Source organism: Mesorhizobium sp. RCAM 05104, assembly GCF_059683645.1.
This window is the reverse complement of record NZ_CM185033.1, coordinates 3,341,340-3,357,625: the sequence shown is the minus strand read 5'-3', so window position 1 is coordinate 3,357,625 and position 16,286 is coordinate 3,341,340. Positions and strand designations below refer to the sequence as shown.

At 62.6% G+C, this 16,286-nt stretch carries 15 protein-coding genes and 1 tRNA gene; 9 read left to right on the top strand and 7 right to left on the bottom strand.

The features are described 5' to 3' along the window. Positions 1 to 45 precede the first annotated feature (45 nt). The 4 genes from AC56QP_RS16405 to rpmH all read right to left on the bottom strand — a co-directional run bounded on the left by AC56QP_RS16405 (position 46) and on the right by rpmH (position 3,108). Positions 46 to 606 carry a fasciclin domain-containing protein gene (locus tag AC56QP_RS16405; RefSeq protein WP_489858971.1) on the bottom strand — a complete coding sequence of 187 codons (561 nt, stop codon included), beginning with the start codon at positions 604 to 606 and terminating at the stop codon, positions 46 to 48. 171 nt (positions 607 to 777) lie between these two features. Then, positions 778 to 2,589: a membrane protein insertase YidC gene (gene yidC, locus AC56QP_RS16400; protein ID WP_497100428.1), complete on the bottom strand. Its 1,812-nt coding sequence runs from the start codon at positions 2,587 to 2,589 to the stop codon at positions 778 to 780. A gap of 14 nt (positions 2,590 to 2,603) precedes the next feature. Beyond that, positions 2,604 to 2,957 carry a ribonuclease P protein component gene (gene rnpA, locus AC56QP_RS16395; RefSeq protein ID WP_489858972.1) on the bottom strand — a complete coding sequence of 118 codons (354 nt, stop codon included), beginning with the start codon at positions 2,955 to 2,957 and terminating at the stop codon, positions 2,604 to 2,606. Between the two features lie 16 nt (positions 2,958 to 2,973). Continuing rightward, the gene (gene rpmH / locus AC56QP_RS16390) at positions 2,974 to 3,108 is read right to left on the bottom strand and encodes a 50S ribosomal protein L34 (protein WP_008833937.1); all 135 of its coding nucleotides are present in this window, start codon (positions 3,106 to 3,108) and stop codon (positions 2,974 to 2,976) included. Between the two features lie 278 nt (positions 3,109 to 3,386). On the opposite strand from rpmH, the gene AC56QP_RS16385 reads away from it, so the two are divergent. Together AC56QP_RS16385 and AC56QP_RS16380 are read left to right on the top strand one after the other, a co-directional pair. Then, positions 3,387 to 4,874: an ATP-binding protein gene (locus tag AC56QP_RS16385; protein ID WP_489858973.1), complete on the top strand. Its 1,488-nt coding sequence runs from the start codon at positions 3,387 to 3,389 to the stop codon at positions 4,872 to 4,874. Positions 4,875 to 5,107: 233 nt separating this feature from the next. After that, positions 5,108 to 5,184 (top strand) — tRNA-Arg (locus tag AC56QP_RS16380). Between the two features lie 168 nt (positions 5,185 to 5,352). On the opposite strand, the gene AC56QP_RS16375 is transcribed toward AC56QP_RS16380, so the two are convergent. Together AC56QP_RS16375 and AC56QP_RS16370 are read right to left on the bottom strand one after the other, a co-directional pair. Beyond that, entirely contained in the window at positions 5,353 to 6,552 is a 1,200-nt protein-coding gene (locus AC56QP_RS16375; RefSeq protein WP_489858974.1) for a M14 family metallopeptidase, read from the bottom strand. Between the two features lie 305 nt (positions 6,553 to 6,857). Then, a complete protein-coding gene (locus tag AC56QP_RS16370; RefSeq protein WP_489858975.1) occupies positions 6,858 to 7,832 on the bottom strand; it encodes a LysR family transcriptional regulator in 975 nt (324 codons plus the stop codon). 104 nt (positions 7,833 to 7,936) lie between these two features. On the opposite strand from AC56QP_RS16370, the gene AC56QP_RS16365 reads away from it, so the two are divergent. Beyond that, on the top strand, positions 7,937 to 8,485 hold the full coding sequence (locus AC56QP_RS16365) for a YybH family protein (protein ID WP_489858976.1): 549 nt from the start codon (positions 7,937 to 7,939) through the stop codon (positions 8,483 to 8,485). 195 nt (positions 8,486 to 8,680) lie between these two features. On the opposite strand, the gene AC56QP_RS16360 is transcribed toward AC56QP_RS16365, so the two are convergent. Then, positions 8,681 to 9,472 (bottom strand): hypothetical protein, encoded by a 792-nt coding sequence (locus tag AC56QP_RS16360; protein WP_489858977.1) that lies wholly within the window; start codon positions 9,470 to 9,472, stop codon positions 8,681 to 8,683. Between the two features lie 420 nt (positions 9,473 to 9,892). Here AC56QP_RS16360 and AC56QP_RS16355 point away from each other — a divergent pair, with 420 nt between their 5' ends. The 6 genes from AC56QP_RS16355 (at position 9,893) to AC56QP_RS16330 (ending at position 16,284) form a co-directional block, all read left to right on the top strand. Continuing rightward, on the top strand, positions 9,893 to 10,534 hold the full coding sequence (locus tag AC56QP_RS16355) for a GntR family transcriptional regulator (RefSeq protein WP_489858978.1): 642 nt from the start codon (positions 9,893 to 9,895) through the stop codon (positions 10,532 to 10,534). Between the two features lie 90 nt (positions 10,535 to 10,624). Beyond that, positions 10,625 to 11,476, top strand: coding sequence for a transporter substrate-binding domain-containing protein (locus AC56QP_RS16350; RefSeq protein ID WP_091575744.1), 852 nt, complete (start codon positions 10,625 to 10,627; stop codon positions 11,474 to 11,476). A gap of 74 nt (positions 11,477 to 11,550) precedes the next feature. Next, the gene (locus tag AC56QP_RS16345; protein ID WP_489858979.1) at positions 11,551 to 12,264 is read left to right on the top strand and encodes an ABC transporter permease; all 714 of its coding nucleotides are present in this window, start codon (positions 11,551 to 11,553) and stop codon (positions 12,262 to 12,264) included. Beyond that, positions 12,261 to 12,953 (top strand): ABC transporter permease, encoded by a 693-nt coding sequence (locus AC56QP_RS16340; protein WP_023777791.1) that lies wholly within the window; start codon positions 12,261 to 12,263, stop codon positions 12,951 to 12,953. Before AC56QP_RS16345 ends, AC56QP_RS16340 begins: the two co-directional genes overlap by 4 nt. Before the next feature lie 130 nt (positions 12,954 to 13,083). Beyond that, positions 13,084 to 14,670 carry a gamma-glutamyltransferase gene (gene ggt, locus AC56QP_RS16335; RefSeq protein ID WP_489858980.1) on the top strand — a complete coding sequence of 529 codons (1,587 nt, stop codon included), beginning with the start codon at positions 13,084 to 13,086 and terminating at the stop codon, positions 14,668 to 14,670. Positions 14,671 to 14,757: 87 nt separating this feature from the next. Next, entirely contained in the window at positions 14,758 to 16,284 is a 1,527-nt protein-coding gene (locus AC56QP_RS16330; protein WP_489858981.1) for an acyl--CoA ligase, read from the top strand. The last annotated feature ends 2 nt before the right edge of the window (positions 16,285 to 16,286 follow it).

Genomic DNA, 16,286 nt, shown 5'->3' with positions numbered 1-16,286 from the left:
AGAAAGCCCCAACGGACTTGCCTTGATCCCCTTTGCCGGAAGCCGCTACTTCGGCAACAGCACCTTGTTGACGACATGGATGACGCCGTTCGACTGATTGACGTCGGCGATCGTCACCTTGGCCTCGCCACCGGACTCATCCACGACGTAGAGCTTGCCGTTCTTGACCTCGGCGGTCAGCGTGTCGCCGGAAACGGTCTTCATCTCATACTTGCCGCCCATCGCCTTGGCCTTGGCCATCATGTCCTTGCCGGAGATCTTGCCAGCCACGACATGCGCGGTCAGGACCTTGGTGAGCTGATCCTTGTTCTCGGGCTTCAGCAGCGTATCGACGGTGCCCTTGGGCAGTGCCGCGAACGCCTCGTTGGTGGGCGCGAAGACGGTGAACGGACCGGCGCCCTGCAACGTGTCGACCAGGCCGGCGGCCTTGACGGCGGCGACCAGGGTCGTGTGGTCCTTCGAGTTGACGGCGTTCTCGACGATGTTCTTGGTGGCATACATCGGCGCGCCGCCAACCACCGGGTTCTTGGCATAGGCCGGGGCGGCGATCGCCGCACCGGCGACGAGCGCGGAAAGCGCGATGATCCTGAATGATGGCAAACGCATGTGTTCTTCCTCCGTGTGAGGGCTGATCGGAATTGACAGCCTTTTGGAAATGCACACGCAGTCACGCCCCGCGACCGCTCGCAGTTTCGCCGATCACGGGAACGTGAACCGATGCTTGCCCAAATGCAAAAGCCCCGGACGAGCCGGGGCTTTTCACAAGAGAGGCGGCGGCTATTCGGCCGGCGACGGTTTCTTTCGGAACAGTGCGACCAGATTGTCCCACAGCTCGATCTTGGCGCCCTGGCGCTTCATGATCACGCCTTGCTGGAGGATCGACAGCGTGTTGTTCCAGGCCCAGTAGATGACGAGGCCGGCCGGGAAACCCGCCATCATGAAGGTGAAGATGACCGGCATCCAGGTGAAGATCGCGGCCTGGGTCGGGTCCGGCGGCGTCGGGTTCATGCGCATCTGCAGGAACATGGTGACGCCCATGATCAGCGGCCAGACGCCGATCATCAGCATGTGCGGCAAGGTGACCGGAACGAGGCCGAACAGATTGAAGATCGACGTCGGATCGGGTGCAGCAAGATCCTGGATCCAGCCGAAGAACGGCGCGTGCCGCATCTCGATGGTGATGTAGAGCACCTTGTAGAGCGAGAAGAAGACCGGGATCTGCAACGCCACCGGCCAGCAGCCGGCCAGCGGGTTGATCTTCTCGGTCTTGTACAGCTCCATCATCGCCTGCTGCTGTTTCATCTTGTCGTCCGCGTATTTCTCGCGGATCTCGAGCATCTTGGGCTGCACCTTCTTCATGTTCGCCATCGACGCGTAGGACTTGTTGGCGAGCGGGAAGAAGATGGCCTTGACGATGACGGTGGTGGCCAGGATCGCCAGGCCGAAATTGCCGAAGAATTTGTAGAGCGTGTCGATCAGCCAGAACATCGGCTTGGTGATGAAGTGGAACCAGCCCCAGTCGATCAAGAGGTCGAACCGCTTGATGTGGCGGTCTTCCGCGTAGGCGTTGATCTTGGCGACTTCCTTGGCGCCGGCGAAGATTTCGCTTTCCACCGTCGCCGATTGGCCGGCATCGACGGTGATCGGGTCGGTCAGGAAGTCGGACTGATAGCGATGACGGCCGTCCTCGAAAAAGGCGAAGCGCGGCTGGAACGGCTGCTTTTCGGAAGGCACCAGGGTCACCGCCCAGTATTTGTCGGTGATGCCGAGCCAGCCGTCGGTCGACTTGCCTGGGGTGGCCTGCTTGTCCTTTTCGATGGACGCGTATTTGTGTTCCTGCAAGCCTTCCGCACCGGTGAAGCCAATCAGGCCTTCATGCAGCACATAGGTGCTGGCGACGGCCGGCTTATCGAAACGGGTAACGCGGCCGTAGTTGGACAACGAGACGGCAGCCGCGCCCGAATTCTGCACCGTATCGGAAACCGTGAACATGTAGTTGGCATCGACGGAAAAGGTGCGCTTGAAGGTCAGGCCCTTGTCGTTCGAATAGGTCAGCGTGACCGGTGTTGTCGGCGTCAGCGTCGCGTTGCCATCGACGGACCACACGGTCTCCGGGCCCGGCACCGCGCCGGTCTTGTCGTTGCCGACAAAGCCGATCTCGGCATAATAGCCATTGGGCAGCACCGCCGGGTTGAGCAGGCTGATCTCGGGCGAGTTCTTGTCGACCGTCTCGGTGTAATGCTTGAGCCTGAGGTCGTCGAGACGCGCGCCGGTCAGGTTGATCGAACCTTCGAGGCTCGGTGTGTCGATCTTGACGCGCTTGCTGGTCGCCAAGGCCTGTTCACGGCCGGCCGGCGTCACGGCGTCGGTGCCCGGAGCGTTGGGAATGGCGCCTGGTGCCACCGGTGTCGCGGTGTCGCCAGGATTGGTCCCCCCGGCGGCCTTCTTCTGCTCTTCGACGCGCTGCTGCTCGATGCGGGCCGCCTCGCGCTGTGCTTCGCTGCGTGGCAACACGTAAAAATATTGCCACACCGCCAGAATCAGCACCGACAGCGCGATGGTGATGAAGAAGTTCCGGTTGTTTTCCATCGAAAGCCCTTGGCCTATCGTGTTCCGCGCAGTCGGCGGGAGAGTTCGGCCTTCAACTGGCCGAACGGAATGGTAAGCACGTCTTCGCGCCCGACGATGACATAGTCATTGCCAGGCGCCATGTCACTTGCCGCATGCGTACGGACGGCCTCTCGCAGCCGCCGCCGGACACGGTTGCGGACAACCGCATTGCCGACCTTCTTGGTGACGGTATAGCCGACGCGCGGCGACAGGCCGTCGCCGCGGTCGAGAACTTCAACGAGAAACAGCCGCCCGCGTCGCTTTTCACCACGACGGATAGCCAGGAATTCCGCGCGCTTCAGAAGCCGCTTGGGATTGGGTCCCACTGGCTTGCCGGTTGCGGGCAACGATCTCGTCTTCCGTTCAGGCGCTGAGCCGCTTGCGGCCACGATTGCGGCGAGCTGCGACGACGCCGCGACCACCCTTGGTGGCCATGCGGGCACGGAAGCCGTGCCGACGTTTGCGGACGAGTTTGGACGGTTGGTAGGTACGCTTCATTTGTTTTAATACCGCGGGGTGCGGCCCTTCTTGATTCTGTCACGCTGTAACAGGAGCTTTGCCGGGCCGGTTTTGGCGCGATCGAAACCGCGCCGGGACGAATGGCCCGAGCGTGAGCGGGCTTATAGAAAGAAGGGGTTTGGGAGTCAATCCGGCGTCGGCGGGCCGAATACGGCCATGCCTCGGCGCCGTTTATGTTTCCGCCGAAGGATGAAATTGGCAAAAAAGCCGTAATCGCCTAATCTTGGCTGATCAAGTGATCGTGAAGACAGAGCCGGATGAACGAAATCACACAAGCGGAGGAAAGGATCGGCGCGGCGGCCAGCGACCTGCGCACGGTGCCGCTGTCGCGCGGTCTGTCGACAAAGCTGCTGCTCTTGACCATCGTCTTCGTGCTTCTGGCCGAGGTTCTCATCTTCCTGCCCTGGATCGCCAGCTACCGGCTGAGCTGGCTCAAGGAGCGGCTGAGCACGGCCGCGGCGGTGTCGATCGTGCTGGTGCAAGGCGAGCCCACCTCGCTGTCGCGCGCGGCCCAGAACGACGTGCTGATGGCAATCGGCGCCAAGGCGATCGCGGTGCGCGACGGCGGCGTCTCGCGCCTTCTGGTGGTGGCCGAGATGCCGCCGCAGGTCGACGAACACATCGATATCGCCAACATCGGCATGATCAAGGGCATGACCGGCGCGCTTGATACGCTGTTTTTTGGCGGCAACCGGATGCTGCGCGTCTTCGGGCCGGTCGGCGACAGCGACAAGGAGTTCGAGCTGATCATGCCGGACTACTCCCTGCGCAACGCCATGCTCATCTACTCACGCAACGTCGCCTTCGTGTCGCTGCTGATCTCGCTGTTCACCGCAATGCTGGTCTATGCCGCCATCGACCTGATCATGATCGGGCCGATCCGGACGATGACACGGTCGATGCTGTCCTTCTCCGAAGCTCCTGACGATCCCGGACGCATCATCCACCCCGCCGCCCGCGCCGACGAGATCGGCGTTGCCGAGCGCGAACTGTCGCAGATGCAGGAACGGCTGCAGAAGATGCTGGCCGAGCAGAAGCACCTTGCCGACCTTGGCCTCGCGGTCTCGAAGATCAACCATGACATGCGCAACATCCTGGCGTCGGCGCAGCTGATGTCGGACCGCCTGCGCCAGGTCAAGGACCCGACCGTGCAGGCTTTCGCGCCGAAACTGCTGCGCGCGCTCGATCGCGCCGTGTCCTATTCCGAAGGCGTGCTGGCCTATGGTCGCACCCAGGAGCCGCCGCCGGCGCGCCGCAGGCTGCGGCTGCATCAACTGGTCGAGGACGTCCATGGCCTGCTCGACACGGAAGGCGGCATCGAGTTCGTCAACGCCGTCGATCTGGCCTTCGAGGTGGACGCCGATTCCGACCAGTTGTTCAGGGTGCTGACCAACCTTTGCCGCAACGCCGTGCAGGCGATGGCGGCGGATACGGAGAGCGCCATCGTGCGCCGCCTCGCCGTGTCGGCCGTACGCCTGGGCAGTGTCAGCCGCATCGCCGTCACCGACACCGGCCCCGGCCTGCCGCCAAAGGCGCGCGAGAACCTGTTCGCGGCCTTTCGCGGCTCGGCGCGCAGCGGCGGCACCGGCCTTGGCCTGGCGATCGCGCACGAGCTGATCCGGGCGCATGGCGGCACGGTGGAACTGGTCGAGAGCATTGGCGGGCGCACGACATTCGCGGTCACCATTCCCGACCAGCCGGTGCGGCTCGATCAGGCCCGCAATGGCCTGCGCCGGCCGGCATGACGGTTCGGGCGCTGTCTTCGCCCCGATTGCCTGCCCCCAGGACCGCTGCCCTGCCTGACTTCGAGCTGTTTCGAAGCGCCGGAACCCGGACTGTCATCACGCGCTGACATGCCTGCGACAAAACTTTTGCCGGATCGGCTTGCTTTTCGGAAATTCAGTCGCTAGGGAACAGCTCACATTCGCGGTCGGTCCTCAGGATCGGATCGTGGGTCATGGAAAGCATGGCCTGTTGCGCGCCCGTAGCTCAGCTGGATAGAGCACCAGACTACGAATCTGGGGGTCAGGAGTTCGAATCTCTTCGGGCGCGCCATCTCACCACCATTCCACCAGAAATGGGCACGGACCTGCGCTTTCGACCCGACGAGAACGCTCACGCCTCTCGGCCATGAGGTGGCTGATGGACGCCAGGCCCTTCGGCGTGCCCGTCCGTCGCAAACGCTGGACTGCTTAGACAAGCAAAGACCGCTCATACGGTGAATTACTCGGGATAAACCTCACGGCCTTCCGGCGGCGCCTTGTGGAAAAGGATGAATACCAAGGGGTTGCCAGGCTCGGACATTGCGTCGCTGCGCTTGCCCGTCATCTCTCCAGCCACGCCGCTTGTATACTCCGCAACCACTTCGCCGAAGCTGTCGCGCTGGATTGCCACCTTCTGTCCGGCTTCGACCTTGTCGTTGAGCTTGACCAGATATTCGACCAGCCCACCCGCGCTTGCCAGGATCGGGAACGCGCTGGTGCCGGTAAAGACATCCAAGTCCTTGCCTGTGCGTCCCATTGGGCCGGCCAGGATGCCGTGATGCTTGAGAACGTTCATCGTGCCTTCCACGAACTGGGAGATCATCTCGAGGTCCAGAACGCGCGCAGCGCCGATCTCCGCACAGAAGGATGGGACGCCGGCGTCGATAAACGCGTTATGGAGGACACCGGGATATGTATGATTATCGAAGATCTGGCCGACAGGGTAAAGTTCCACCATCGCCTTGATCTCGGGCACGTCCATGCTGGCAATATTGAATGCGGTGACATCGAAACCGGTTGTCCCGGTATGGAAGTCGATCGCGAAGTCGGCGTTCGGCCGGAGCAGCCGATTGAACAGGAGCCCGGCGTGTCGGCTGGCCGCGGTGACGCCGTTCTCGTTCCCGGGCCATTCCCTGTTCATGTCGGTCAGATCATTGCCCCTGCCCGAATTGGGCCATCTGCGCTGCATGCCTTCCAAGGCCGGGCGGGCCACGTCCGTGACCGCGATCACCGTACCCGACATCTGCGCCGGATCGAGCTGGTTCATCACGGTCTGGACGGTATGGATGGAACTCATCTCGTCGCCATGCACGCCACTGACCAGGACGGCGCGCTTGCCCGGCTTCGCCCCCTTGGCGACCGTCACGGATACATACCAGTGCTGTCCGGTGGGCATCTCCACGCCCTGAAAATACAAGAGATGCTTCTGCCCGGGCTCGAGGTCGTTAACGTCGAGCGCGCTGACGACCTTCTTCCCCTGGATCACATCGCCCGTATAGACCGTTCCCTGTCCAGATGCCGCGGCGGCGGACGCAGCCGCTTTGTCCTGGGCATTCGCAGCACCAGCGCTGACGGCGAGGGCAGCCGACGCGCCAACCGTGGCGATGGAGGCGATTATGAAATCGCGGCGATCGAGGCCTTCTTTAAGAGTGTCCGACATGATTGTGGTCCTTTGTGATTTGAAAAGCTGCGTTGGAACAACGGCATGCCCATAGGTCACAAAAATCCCGCCCGGCTTACGCCACAACCATGTTCCTAACCTCGCGAAGTTGCAAGATTTCCGCGGAGCTATGTCGGGGCTTGCGTAGCGTCGCTCGGCAAGGTCCAGAGATGACGCAAGCAGACCTCCCGCTTGGAAATCGACAGCGACAACAATTACATAGGAGTTCTCAGTTTCACCCTCTCCGGCGCGCCAAATCTTCTGCGGCGCCGCAAGTGCATTTTTGTGGCCAAAAGCTCGTTCCTTTACGATCGCTGGTTTTGCGCGGGGGAGTGCTTCGGCCTTTTGCCTGCAACAGGCTTTGCCCCTGCAAGTGCATTGAAGAGCCAGGCCAGGCCCGAATCCATCATGGCGACCCTAGGCGCGATCGCGCGAACCCGAAAACGATCCAGCGGGAGCGGCGCCTCCGTGCTCACAACTCCAAAGCGCCGGCCGTGCATGGCGACGAATTTTCTCGGCAATGCGGAAATCAGATTGGTTTCGGCAATCACCGCGAGCGCCAACATGAAATTGGGAACCGTCAGTGCGATCCGCCGCGAATAGCCCTGCTTGGCCAGAAACTTATCGACGAAGCCATGGGCATCCCCGGTGAGCGAGACCACCAGATGCTGCATGGTGCAGAATCGTTCCAGCGTGGGCTCGGCTCCAAACGGATGCCCTTTGCGCATCGCGATGACGAAATCCTCGTCATAGAGGATCCGCTCGGCAAAACGCGCCGGAACATCGTCGGTCGGGATAATGGCGATATCCATTGCGCGCGCCTCCAGGTCGACCATGGCAGACCCCCAGATGCGGGCGGGCGTAGGCAGGATCTGACGGACGCTGATATCAATGCCGGGCCCTGCCCGCTGCATCGCCGCGAGAAACTGGGGAAGGATCACGGCGGAGATGCCGTCTGGCGCCCCAATCGTGAACCGACGCGTGGACGTGGCCGGATTGAACGGTTCCGCGGTCGAGACGACGCTCCTGATCCGGGTGAGAATGTCGGCGACCGGTTCTGCGAGTTCCATGCCGCGCGCGGTCGGAACGACGCCCTTCGGTGTCCTCAGGAAAAGCGGATCGTTGAGCAACTGCCTCAGCCTGCCGAGGCCGTGGCTAACGGCGGACGCAGAAAGGTTCAGCCGCGCCGCTGCCCGGCCGACGTGGCGCTCCTCCAGCACGGCCTCGAAGAGGACCAGCAGATTGAGGTCGGCACGCGACAGATCAATTTGATTCAGCATATTGCTGAAATCATATCACTGTATTCATGATGATTGAAGTTGGATCTTCCCACCTGGCGAAGCGGCACCAGCGGCTTCGCATCCATAGGTTAGGAGTATTCCGCATGCATAACTCAAGGCATTCAGTCCTTGCTGCCACGGCAGACCTCTCATCGCTGGAGATCGCCGAAGCGACGAATGGTTCGGCCCTCGCCGATACGGGTTCCGTCATCGACAGGCAGATCGCTGATCTCGTCGGGCAATCCGTCGAGGCGAACTCAGCGCTGATGCTTGGCGATATCGACAGCTACCGCGCGTTGACCCCTCGTACGGACGACTTCACGCTGATGTCTCCATTCGGCGGAACGCCCACGCGCGAGTCGGACATGACGCGCGAACGATGGCAGGCGATGGGGCGGTTCTTCAGGAACGGCACCTTCGCGCAGGAGGTTGTGCAGGCCTACGGGACGGCGGACATGATCGTCCTCGTAACCATCGAACGGGTCCACGTCGAGGTCGGCGGCCTGCCGGCCCAGAACTGGGCGCTGCGCGTCACCCTGGTCTATCGCCGCCAAGGCTCCGAGTGGCGGCTGGCACATCGGCATGCCGACCCCCTTGCCAAAGGCGTCAGCCTGGAACAGGCGGCGGCGCTCGGTCGGGGCGATGTATCGTAGCGCTGTCGCGTATCTCGATCCGCCCTTTCATGCGCGCTCGGCAGCTATTTGAGGGCGCTCCAGCGGAGACATGGTTCCCGGTTTCATCCACGCTGGGGCGCCGTTCAACTCCTGAAGGCATGCGGCAAGTCAGAGGCGGGTTCCGTCGCCGACGAGATTGGCGGGGGGCAAAACAATGCGCCCCCGCGGGCCAATCTAGAAGTGCCATATGTCCCGCTGCTTCCACAGATCGATCGGGGCGCGCCAAAGCCGGTATCTGGCCGCCTGCTCGATTTGCTGGCTTACGCCGAGGTGGCCATTGCCCGCGAAGAAAGCCTCCAGCCGCCTGCGGGCAAAAAGCTTCCTTCCCCTGGTGTTGTAATTGCGGATGGGTAGCCGGTGGCGGCTGATTGTCCGCCCATGTCGGGAAAGCGCCACGCCGATGCAGAATTGTTCCGTGGTGTGCGCCTTCACGACACCAATCATCTGTTCGAGGGCATGATAAGCGTCGGTCAAGGCGGGAAGATTGGAATTGTGGACGCCCAGGACGCCGCTGTTCCACATCGGTTCGGATCCCGTGAGCTTGTAGTCGCCCAGCAAAAACCCCTTGTCAGCGATCGCGCGATAGGCCGCCTTTGGCGTTCCTTCGGATTTTCTCATGATGGAATGCGATGGAGAAATCCGGCTGAAACAGCTCGAAATGTCACCGACCGGGTACATGTCCGTATCCATGAAAAACAGGCGGTCGCAGCACTGCAACAGCTGAATGATGCCGGCGGCCTTGATCCCGAAAATGTATCGGTCGCCAAATGACATCTCGGTTTTCTTCTTGGCGGTAAGTTCAATCGCTTCGATTGGGTATCCATCAAAAATCGAAGGGCTGTCGGTCAAGACCTTGATATTTGCGCTCGGTCGGTAGTGCAGCAGCCGAAGTGCGCTGAAGAGCGCTCCGCGCGCGTACAATTCGTCCTTGCCGAACGCAACGTAACCGAAACTGTCCAAGCCCATCGGCGGTCTATAGGGGCGCCTGGAATCGGCGTCAACTTCCCCCCATCATCATCCGAAACGCATGGGCCGCAACGTCGCGGTCGATCTCGCGCACCTGTCGCCCGACACGTGAAGGACCATTGTCGCCGGCACAATCGAGGCATGAGCCAGCCAGGGATGGCCGCTCGCTGCGGGTGGTCGACGGCGGCAACAGCCTTCGGCTGCGCAAGGGCTGAAGGCCTGCCAGGCATCGGGCGGCACCATCCCAAAGACTCGCCCGGCCCGAAATAGATCGTGTCCGGTGGTGCACTGCACCGGTATCGGCTTCTGAACGTCGTCACCGGGGTATTGACGATGAAATAAAATGCGGATTTGATAATACGTGGATACAAAAATACTTTTAGGTGCCCCATGCCAGCAGCCTTTCCGGCAGAGCCACAGATGTCCGCCACTGCTGAGGAAGAGGCGTACAGGCACGTTCATAGAGCCCTTCGCTTCGGCCGCTACAAACCGGGCGACAGGCTTATTCCGGAGGAGATTGCCGCCGAGATCGGCATGAGTCGCATGCCGGTGCGGGAAGCCTTTCGGCGCCTGGCCTCCGACGGGCTGGTGGTTCTGCGGCCCAATCGTGGATGCGTGGTCGCAGGCCTGACGGTCGATGAGCTTTACGAGATTTTCGAAATTCGCTCGGTTCTGGAGGGACTGGCCGTAAGGCTGGCGATGCCCCGGATCGATGAGGAGGAGTTCGAGGAACTCGATCGCCTGCTCCAGCGCATGGAACGCGCGGGCCAGAGCGGCAGCAGCGACTGGGTGGTCCGCCACCAGGAATTCCATGGCCGTATCTGTGCGCTAAGCCGGAGGCCCAAGCTTATCCACCAGATATCGGCGCTGCATGTGGTGATAGAGCCCTACATGCGCATCTGGTTCGACGACTGTGACAAGCCGCATTCTGCGCGCGAGGAGCATGCCGCCGTGATCGCGGCCTTGCGTTCAGGCGACGAACTTCACGCGGAAAAGGTGATGCAGGATCACATTCTCAGCACAGCACCGATGCTGGCCGAGTTCGTGAGTCCGAGCCGGTGACGAACGCCGGCCGGACAAGAATGGCCTCGAACCGGCAATGCGGCCGGACGTAGGAACAGATCGATCTGCCTATCAAAAAAGGGGAACCACATGAAAGTTTGCCGTTTGGCCGCAGTTGCGGCCGCACTCAGCATGCTCGGCTTCATGCACACCGCATTGGCCGAGGACGCACCCAAGGCCATAACCATCGCCACGGAGGGCGCCTACGCTCCGTGGAACTTCACCAACGCAGACGGCAAGCTCGACGGACTGGAGATCGAACTCGCCAACAATCTTTGCGAGCGGATGAAGGTCAAATGCACCATCATCGCTCAGGACTGGGACGGACTTATTCCTTCGCTGAAGGTCGGCAAGTTCGATGTGATCATGGCCAGCATGTTCATCACGCCGAAACGCCTCGAGACCATCGACTTCACCCAGCCTTATGCGATCGACCCGGGCGGGTTCGCAGCCGCCAAGGATAGCGATCTGGGGAAGCTCGGCCCTTCGACCGAGAAATTCAAACTGGACGATGAGGCTGCTTCCAAGGCCGCGGTCGACAAGTTGAAGCCCCTGCTGAAGGGCAAGGTGGTCGGTGTCCAGGCGGCCACGGCCATGCTCGAATTCCTCAAGAAATACTTCGGCGACACGGTGGAGATTCGTGAGTACAAGACGACCGAGCAGCACGATCTCGATCTGGCCGCGGGCCGCATCGATGCAATATTCGCTCAGAAGACAGCGCTCGCCGCGACGCTCGCAAAACCCGAATTCTCGGGCTTCACGGTTGCAGGTCCGGGCTTTGTCGGCGGCTTGTTCGGCGCCGGAACGGGTGCGGGACTCAGGAAGGAAGACGCCAAGCTCAAGGAAATGCTGAACGACGCGATCAGCGCCGCCATTGCCGACGGGACCATTAAACGCATCTCGGAAAAATGGGTGAAAACGGACGTGACGCCGGTCAAGTAGCCACGTGTGTATTCTGTCCGGCCGATTGGTATCAACCGATCGGCCGGGTGCCGCGCTGAACGATCAGGTTTCACATGACGGACACACTCCATATCCTTTCCGTGGGCAAGGGCGGCTGGGGCGGAGCCCTGCTGCTGGCAGCTGGAGTGACATTTGCGCTGTCAGTCCTCGGCTTCCTGCTCGGCGCTCTCTTCGGTGCGGTTGCAGCAGGAGGCCGGCTCTCCACAAGAGCTTTACCGTCATGGGTCGCCAAGGGCTATGGCACGGTGTTCAGGGGTGTGCCCGATCTGTTGACGATCTACCTGCTTTATTACGGCGGCAGCATAGCATTGACTGAGATCGGTAAATTCTTCGGCAGCGCAGGCTTCGTCGGGCTGCCGACATTTGTGACTGGCGTCCTGGCGATCGGCATCATTTCGGGCGCCTATCAAGCCGAGGTCTATCGCGGAGCGTATCTCGCCGTCGATCTCGGCCAGTTTGAGGCTAGCAAGGCGCTCGGCCTGTCCCGGTTCCAATCGCTGCGTCTCGTCATCGTGCCTCAACTGATGCGGCACGCCCTGCCGGGCCTCGGAAATGTCTGGCAGCTTGTGCTCAAGGATTCGGCCTTGATCTCCGTGATCGGCTTGGTGGAATTGATGCGGCAATCTCAGATCGGCGCGGGATCGATGCGGGAGCCCTTCGTCTTCTATATAGCAGCCGCGACGCTGTATTTCCTCATCGCTGCCGTGACCGGATCGGTCTTCCGCTGCGGCGAGGCACGGGCGTGGCGAGGCATGGTCCACGCATGATCGACTTCGCCTTCTTTGTAGAGATCATTCCCACCCTTCTCTCCGGCTTGCCGTTAACCTTGCAACTTGCGGGGTTGTCGATCGGAATAGGCTTTGCCTTGGCCCTGTTGCTCGCACTGGCGCAGCAGGGAAACCATCGGATGCTGGTCTGGCCCATACGCTCCTTCGTTGCCGTCTTTCGCGGCACGCCATTGCTCGTCCAGATATTCCTCATCTATTACGGCCTCGGCCAGTTCCGCCCCACACTTCAGGCAGTTGGGCTCTGGTGGCTGTTTCGCGAGCCCTATTGGTGCGCCATCATCGCGCTCAGTCTCAATACTGCGGCCTATGGCAGCGAAATCCTGCGGGGTGCGATACAGGGTGTGCCGCGCGGCCTTGTCGAGGCGGCCTCTGCCTTCGGCATGACACGGCTCCAGACCCTGCGCCTCGTCGTTCTGCCTTTGGCGCTACGCCAAGCCATACCGAGCTACAGCAACGAGATCATCCTTATGGTAAAGGGTACGTCGCTTGCATCGATCGTCACCCTGATGGAAGTGACGGGCATCGCCCAGGGGCTTATTTCGCAGACCTATCGCGCCGTAGAGGTTTTCGTGGCCGCGGGCGCGATCTATCTCACCATCAATTTCACGATCATCTCGGCACTGAACGCGCTGGAAACCTGGCTAACGCCTTATCGGGTCCGAGCCTGATACGCGTCTGGCGTAACGAGGAGAATTGGCAAAATGCGCAGTGTCGAGAAGCCGAAGCGATCCATTGCCGTGTCGTGTTACGCCATGGCGGCAACGTCGCATCCATCAGACCAAGGGATACAAAGACAGAATGCGTGATTTCCAGTTTCCCGGCCGCTCGCCGGTTCGTGCCACGGAAGCGGTTGCCGCGACATCGCACCCGCTTGCAACCCTTGCGGCGATCGAGATGCTGCGCGCCGGCGGCAATGCCATGGACGCCGCCGTCTGCGCCGCCGCCGTGCAGGCCGTTGTCGAACCACAGTCGACCGGCATCGGCGGCGACTGCTTCGTGCTCTATTGTCCGAAGGGGCAAGGCAACGTGCTGGCCTTCAACGGTTCGGGCCGCGCCCCTGCCAAGGCGACGGTCGACTGGTATCTGGAAAAAGGCTTCGACTGTATCCCTCTGCAGGGACCGCACGCGGTCACCGTGCCGGGCGCCGTCGACGCCTGGTGCCGCCTGCTGGAGGACCATGGCCGCAAGGGCCTTGCCGATGCGCTGGCGCCGGCCATCCATTACGCCGAGAACGGCTATGTCGTGCATGACCGCGTCGCCTTCGACTGGGCCGAGCCGGAGACGGACCTTTCGGCCGACGAGCACGCCGCGCGCATCTTCCTGCCGGGCGGCAAGGCACCCAAGGCCGGCGATGTCCACCGCCAGCCGGAACTCGCCGCCACCTTGCGGATAATCGCCAAACAGGGGCGCGCCGGTTTTTACGAAGGCGCCGTCGCCGACGATATCGTCAGCCGGCTCAACGAACTGGGCGGACTTCATTCACGCGAGGATTTCGCGGTGACCAGGGGCGACTATGTGGCACCGGTCAGCGTCTCCTATGGCGGCCATGAGATTCATCAGATGCCTCCGAACAACCAGGGACTGACGGCACTATTGATGCTGAATGTGCTGTCGGGGCTCGAGCTTGGCGGGCTCGACCCCAATGGCGCCGAACGCCTGCATCTGGAGATCGAGGCCGGGCGTCTGGCCTATCGCGACCGCGACCGCTTCGTTGCGGACCAGGACCATGTCCCGGTGCCGGTGAAGCAGCTCCTGTCCGGCGCCTATGCCGACCGGCTGCGCGCCGAGATCGACCGTGAACGCGCCATGACGCATCTGCCGCGCGTGGACCTGCCCGGCAGCGACACAGTCTACATCTCCATCGTCGATCGCGACCGCAACGCGGTTTCCTTCATCAACTCGACCTATTATTCGTTCGGCAGCGGCGTGGTCAGCCCGAAGACCGGCGTCGTGCTGCAGAATCGCGGCTCGAGCTTCCGCCTCGACCCGGCGCACCCGAACGCAATCGCGCCCGGCAAGCGGCCGATGCACACGATCATGCCCGGCATGGCGACCAAGAACGGCCGCGCGGTGATGCCGTTCGGCGTGATGGGCGGCGGCTACCAGCCGTTCGGGCACGTCCATCTGCTGACCAACATGCTCGACTTCGGCATGGACCCGCAACAGGCGCTGGACGCGCCGAGAGTGTTCTACAATGATGATATCGTGGAGGCCGAACGCAGCGTTCCCGCCGAGGCGATCGAGGGCCTGCGCCAGCGCGGCCATCGCGTAGCCGAACCGAATCACCCGCTCGGCGGCGGACAGGCGGTGCTGGTCGACTGGGAGAAGGGGACGCTGACCGGCGCCTCCGATCCGCGCAAGGACGGGATGGCGCTTGGCTACTGAGGCGATCCGTTGTCCAATGGCGTATCCATATCGAGGCAAGCCCGCCCACGGCGCTCCCGCCAATAGTTCGAAATCCAGTCGGTGATCATGACCAACATTGCGAATCCCAAAGAGCTTTCCCGCCGCCTCGTCGCAGGGGTGGACGACGCGCCGGCGATTTCGGCCCCCGACAGGGCGCCGCTCACTCATGGCGGGTTGCGCAGCCTGATCGCCGCCACGGCGGAACAGCTGCACGCGCTCGGCATCGGCCGGGGCGACAGGGTGGCGATCGTGCTGCCGAACGGACCCGAGATGGCCACCGCCTTCGTCGCGGTGGCGGCCACCGCTTCGACGGCGCCGCTCAATCCCGCCTACCGCGCGGATGAGCTCGATTTCTACCTGACCGACATCGGCGCCAAGGCAATCCTTGTCGCTGCCGACGAGACCGGCCCGGCGGTAACGGTGGCCCAACGCCTCGGCATCGGCGTGCTCAGGCTTGTCGCGCAGCCTAATGCACCTGCCGGCAGTTTCAGGATCGAGGGTGCGGCGATCGGTGCGCCGGCAGCGCATGGCATGGCACAGGACGGCGACATCGCGCTGCTGCTGCATACATCGGGCACCACATCGCGGCCCAAGCTGGTGCCGCTCAGCCATGCCAACATCGCAGCCTCCGCCGCCCATATCGGCGCGACACTCGGCCTGACGGCCGAGGACCGCTGCCTCAACATCATGCCGCTGTTCCACATTCACGGCCTGATCGCGGCCGTGCTGTCCTCGCTGGCGTCAGGCGGCGGCATCTTCTGCACGCCTGGCTTCAACGCGCTGCGCTTCTTCCAGTGGTTGGGCGAGGCACAACCAAGCTGGTACACAGCGGTGCCGACCATGCACCAGGCCATCCTGTCCCGGGCAGCCCGCAATCCAGAAGTGCTGGCGGCAGCGCGCCTGCGCTTCATCCGCTCGTCCTCGGCGTCGCTGCCGGCGCAAGTGATGGCCGAGCTCGAGGCGACTTTCGGCTGTCCGGTCATCGAATCCTACGGGATGACCGAGGCGGCGCACCAGATGGCCTCGAACCGGCTGCCGCCGGGCCTGCGCAAGCCGGGCAGCGTTGGCGCGGCCGCCGGACCGGAGGTGGCGGTCATGGCGCCTGACGGTCGGTTGCAGGAAGCCGGCGAGACCGGCGAGATCGTCATTCGCGGACCCAATGTCACGGCGGGCTACGAGAAGAACCCTGACGCCAACGCCACGGCCTTCGCGCATGGCTGGTTCCACACCGGCGACCAGGGCGTGCTGGACGAGGATGGCTATCTGCGCGTCACCGGCCGGCTCAAGGAGATCATCAACCGCGGCGGCGAAAAGATCTCGCCGCTCGAGGTCGACGACGTGCTGATGGACCATCCGGCGGTGGCGCAGGTCGTCACCTTCGCCATGCCGCATGACAAGCTTGGCGAGGAGGTGGCGGCGGCAGTCGTGCTGCGCGAGGGCATGACCGCCACCGAGGGCGACATCCGCAGCCATGCCGCGACGCGGCTCGCCGACTTCAAAGTGCCGCGCAAGATCCTGATCCTGGACGAGATCCCCAAGGGCGCGACGGGCAAGCTGCAGCGCATCGGGCTTGCCGCCAAACTCGGACTTTGACG

What these genes read in the sequence shown, in the direction of transcription:
- AC56QP_RS16360 (WP_489858977.1), bottom strand. Translation starts at nt 9,472, where the DNA reads ATGGGCTTGGACAGTTTCGGTTACGTTGCGTTCGGCAAGGACGAATTG.
- AC56QP_RS16340 (WP_023777791.1), top strand. Translation starts at nt 12,261, where the DNA reads ATGATCGACTTCGCCTTCTTTGTAGAGATCATTCCCACCCTTCTCTCC.
- ggt (WP_489858980.1), top strand. Translation starts at nt 13,084, where the DNA reads ATGCGTGATTTCCAGTTTCCCGGCCGCTCGCCGGTTCGTGCCACGGAA.
- AC56QP_RS16355 (WP_489858978.1), top strand. Translation starts at nt 9,893, where the DNA reads ATGTCCGCCACTGCTGAGGAAGAGGCGTACAGGCACGTTCATAGAGCC.
- rpmH (WP_008833937.1), bottom strand. Translation starts at nt 3,108, where the DNA reads ATGAAGCGTACCTACCAACCGTCCAAACTCGTCCGCAAACGTCGGCAC.
- AC56QP_RS16345 (WP_489858979.1), top strand. Translation starts at nt 11,551, where the DNA reads ATGACGGACACACTCCATATCCTTTCCGTGGGCAAGGGCGGCTGGGGC.
- AC56QP_RS16365 (WP_489858976.1), top strand. Translation starts at nt 7,937, where the DNA reads ATGCATAACTCAAGGCATTCAGTCCTTGCTGCCACGGCAGACCTCTCA.
- yidC (WP_497100428.1), bottom strand. Translation starts at nt 2,589, where the DNA reads ATGGAAAACAACCGGAACTTCTTCATCACCATCGCGCTGTCGGTGCTG.
- AC56QP_RS16385 (WP_489858973.1), top strand. Translation starts at nt 3,387, where the DNA reads ATGAACGAAATCACACAAGCGGAGGAAAGGATCGGCGCGGCGGCCAGC.
- AC56QP_RS16330 (WP_489858981.1), top strand. Translation starts at nt 14,758, where the DNA reads ATGACCAACATTGCGAATCCCAAAGAGCTTTCCCGCCGCCTCGTCGCA.
- AC56QP_RS16350 (WP_091575744.1), top strand. Translation starts at nt 10,625, where the DNA reads ATGAAAGTTTGCCGTTTGGCCGCAGTTGCGGCCGCACTCAGCATGCTC.
- AC56QP_RS16405 (WP_489858971.1), bottom strand. Translation starts at nt 606, where the DNA reads ATGCGTTTGCCATCATTCAGGATCATCGCGCTTTCCGCGCTCGTCGCC.
- AC56QP_RS16370 (WP_489858975.1), bottom strand. Translation starts at nt 7,832, where the DNA reads ATGCTGAATCAAATTGATCTGTCGCGTGCCGACCTCAATCTGCTGGTC.
- AC56QP_RS16375 (WP_489858974.1), bottom strand. Translation starts at nt 6,552, where the DNA reads ATGTCGGACACTCTTAAAGAAGGCCTCGATCGCCGCGATTTCATAATC.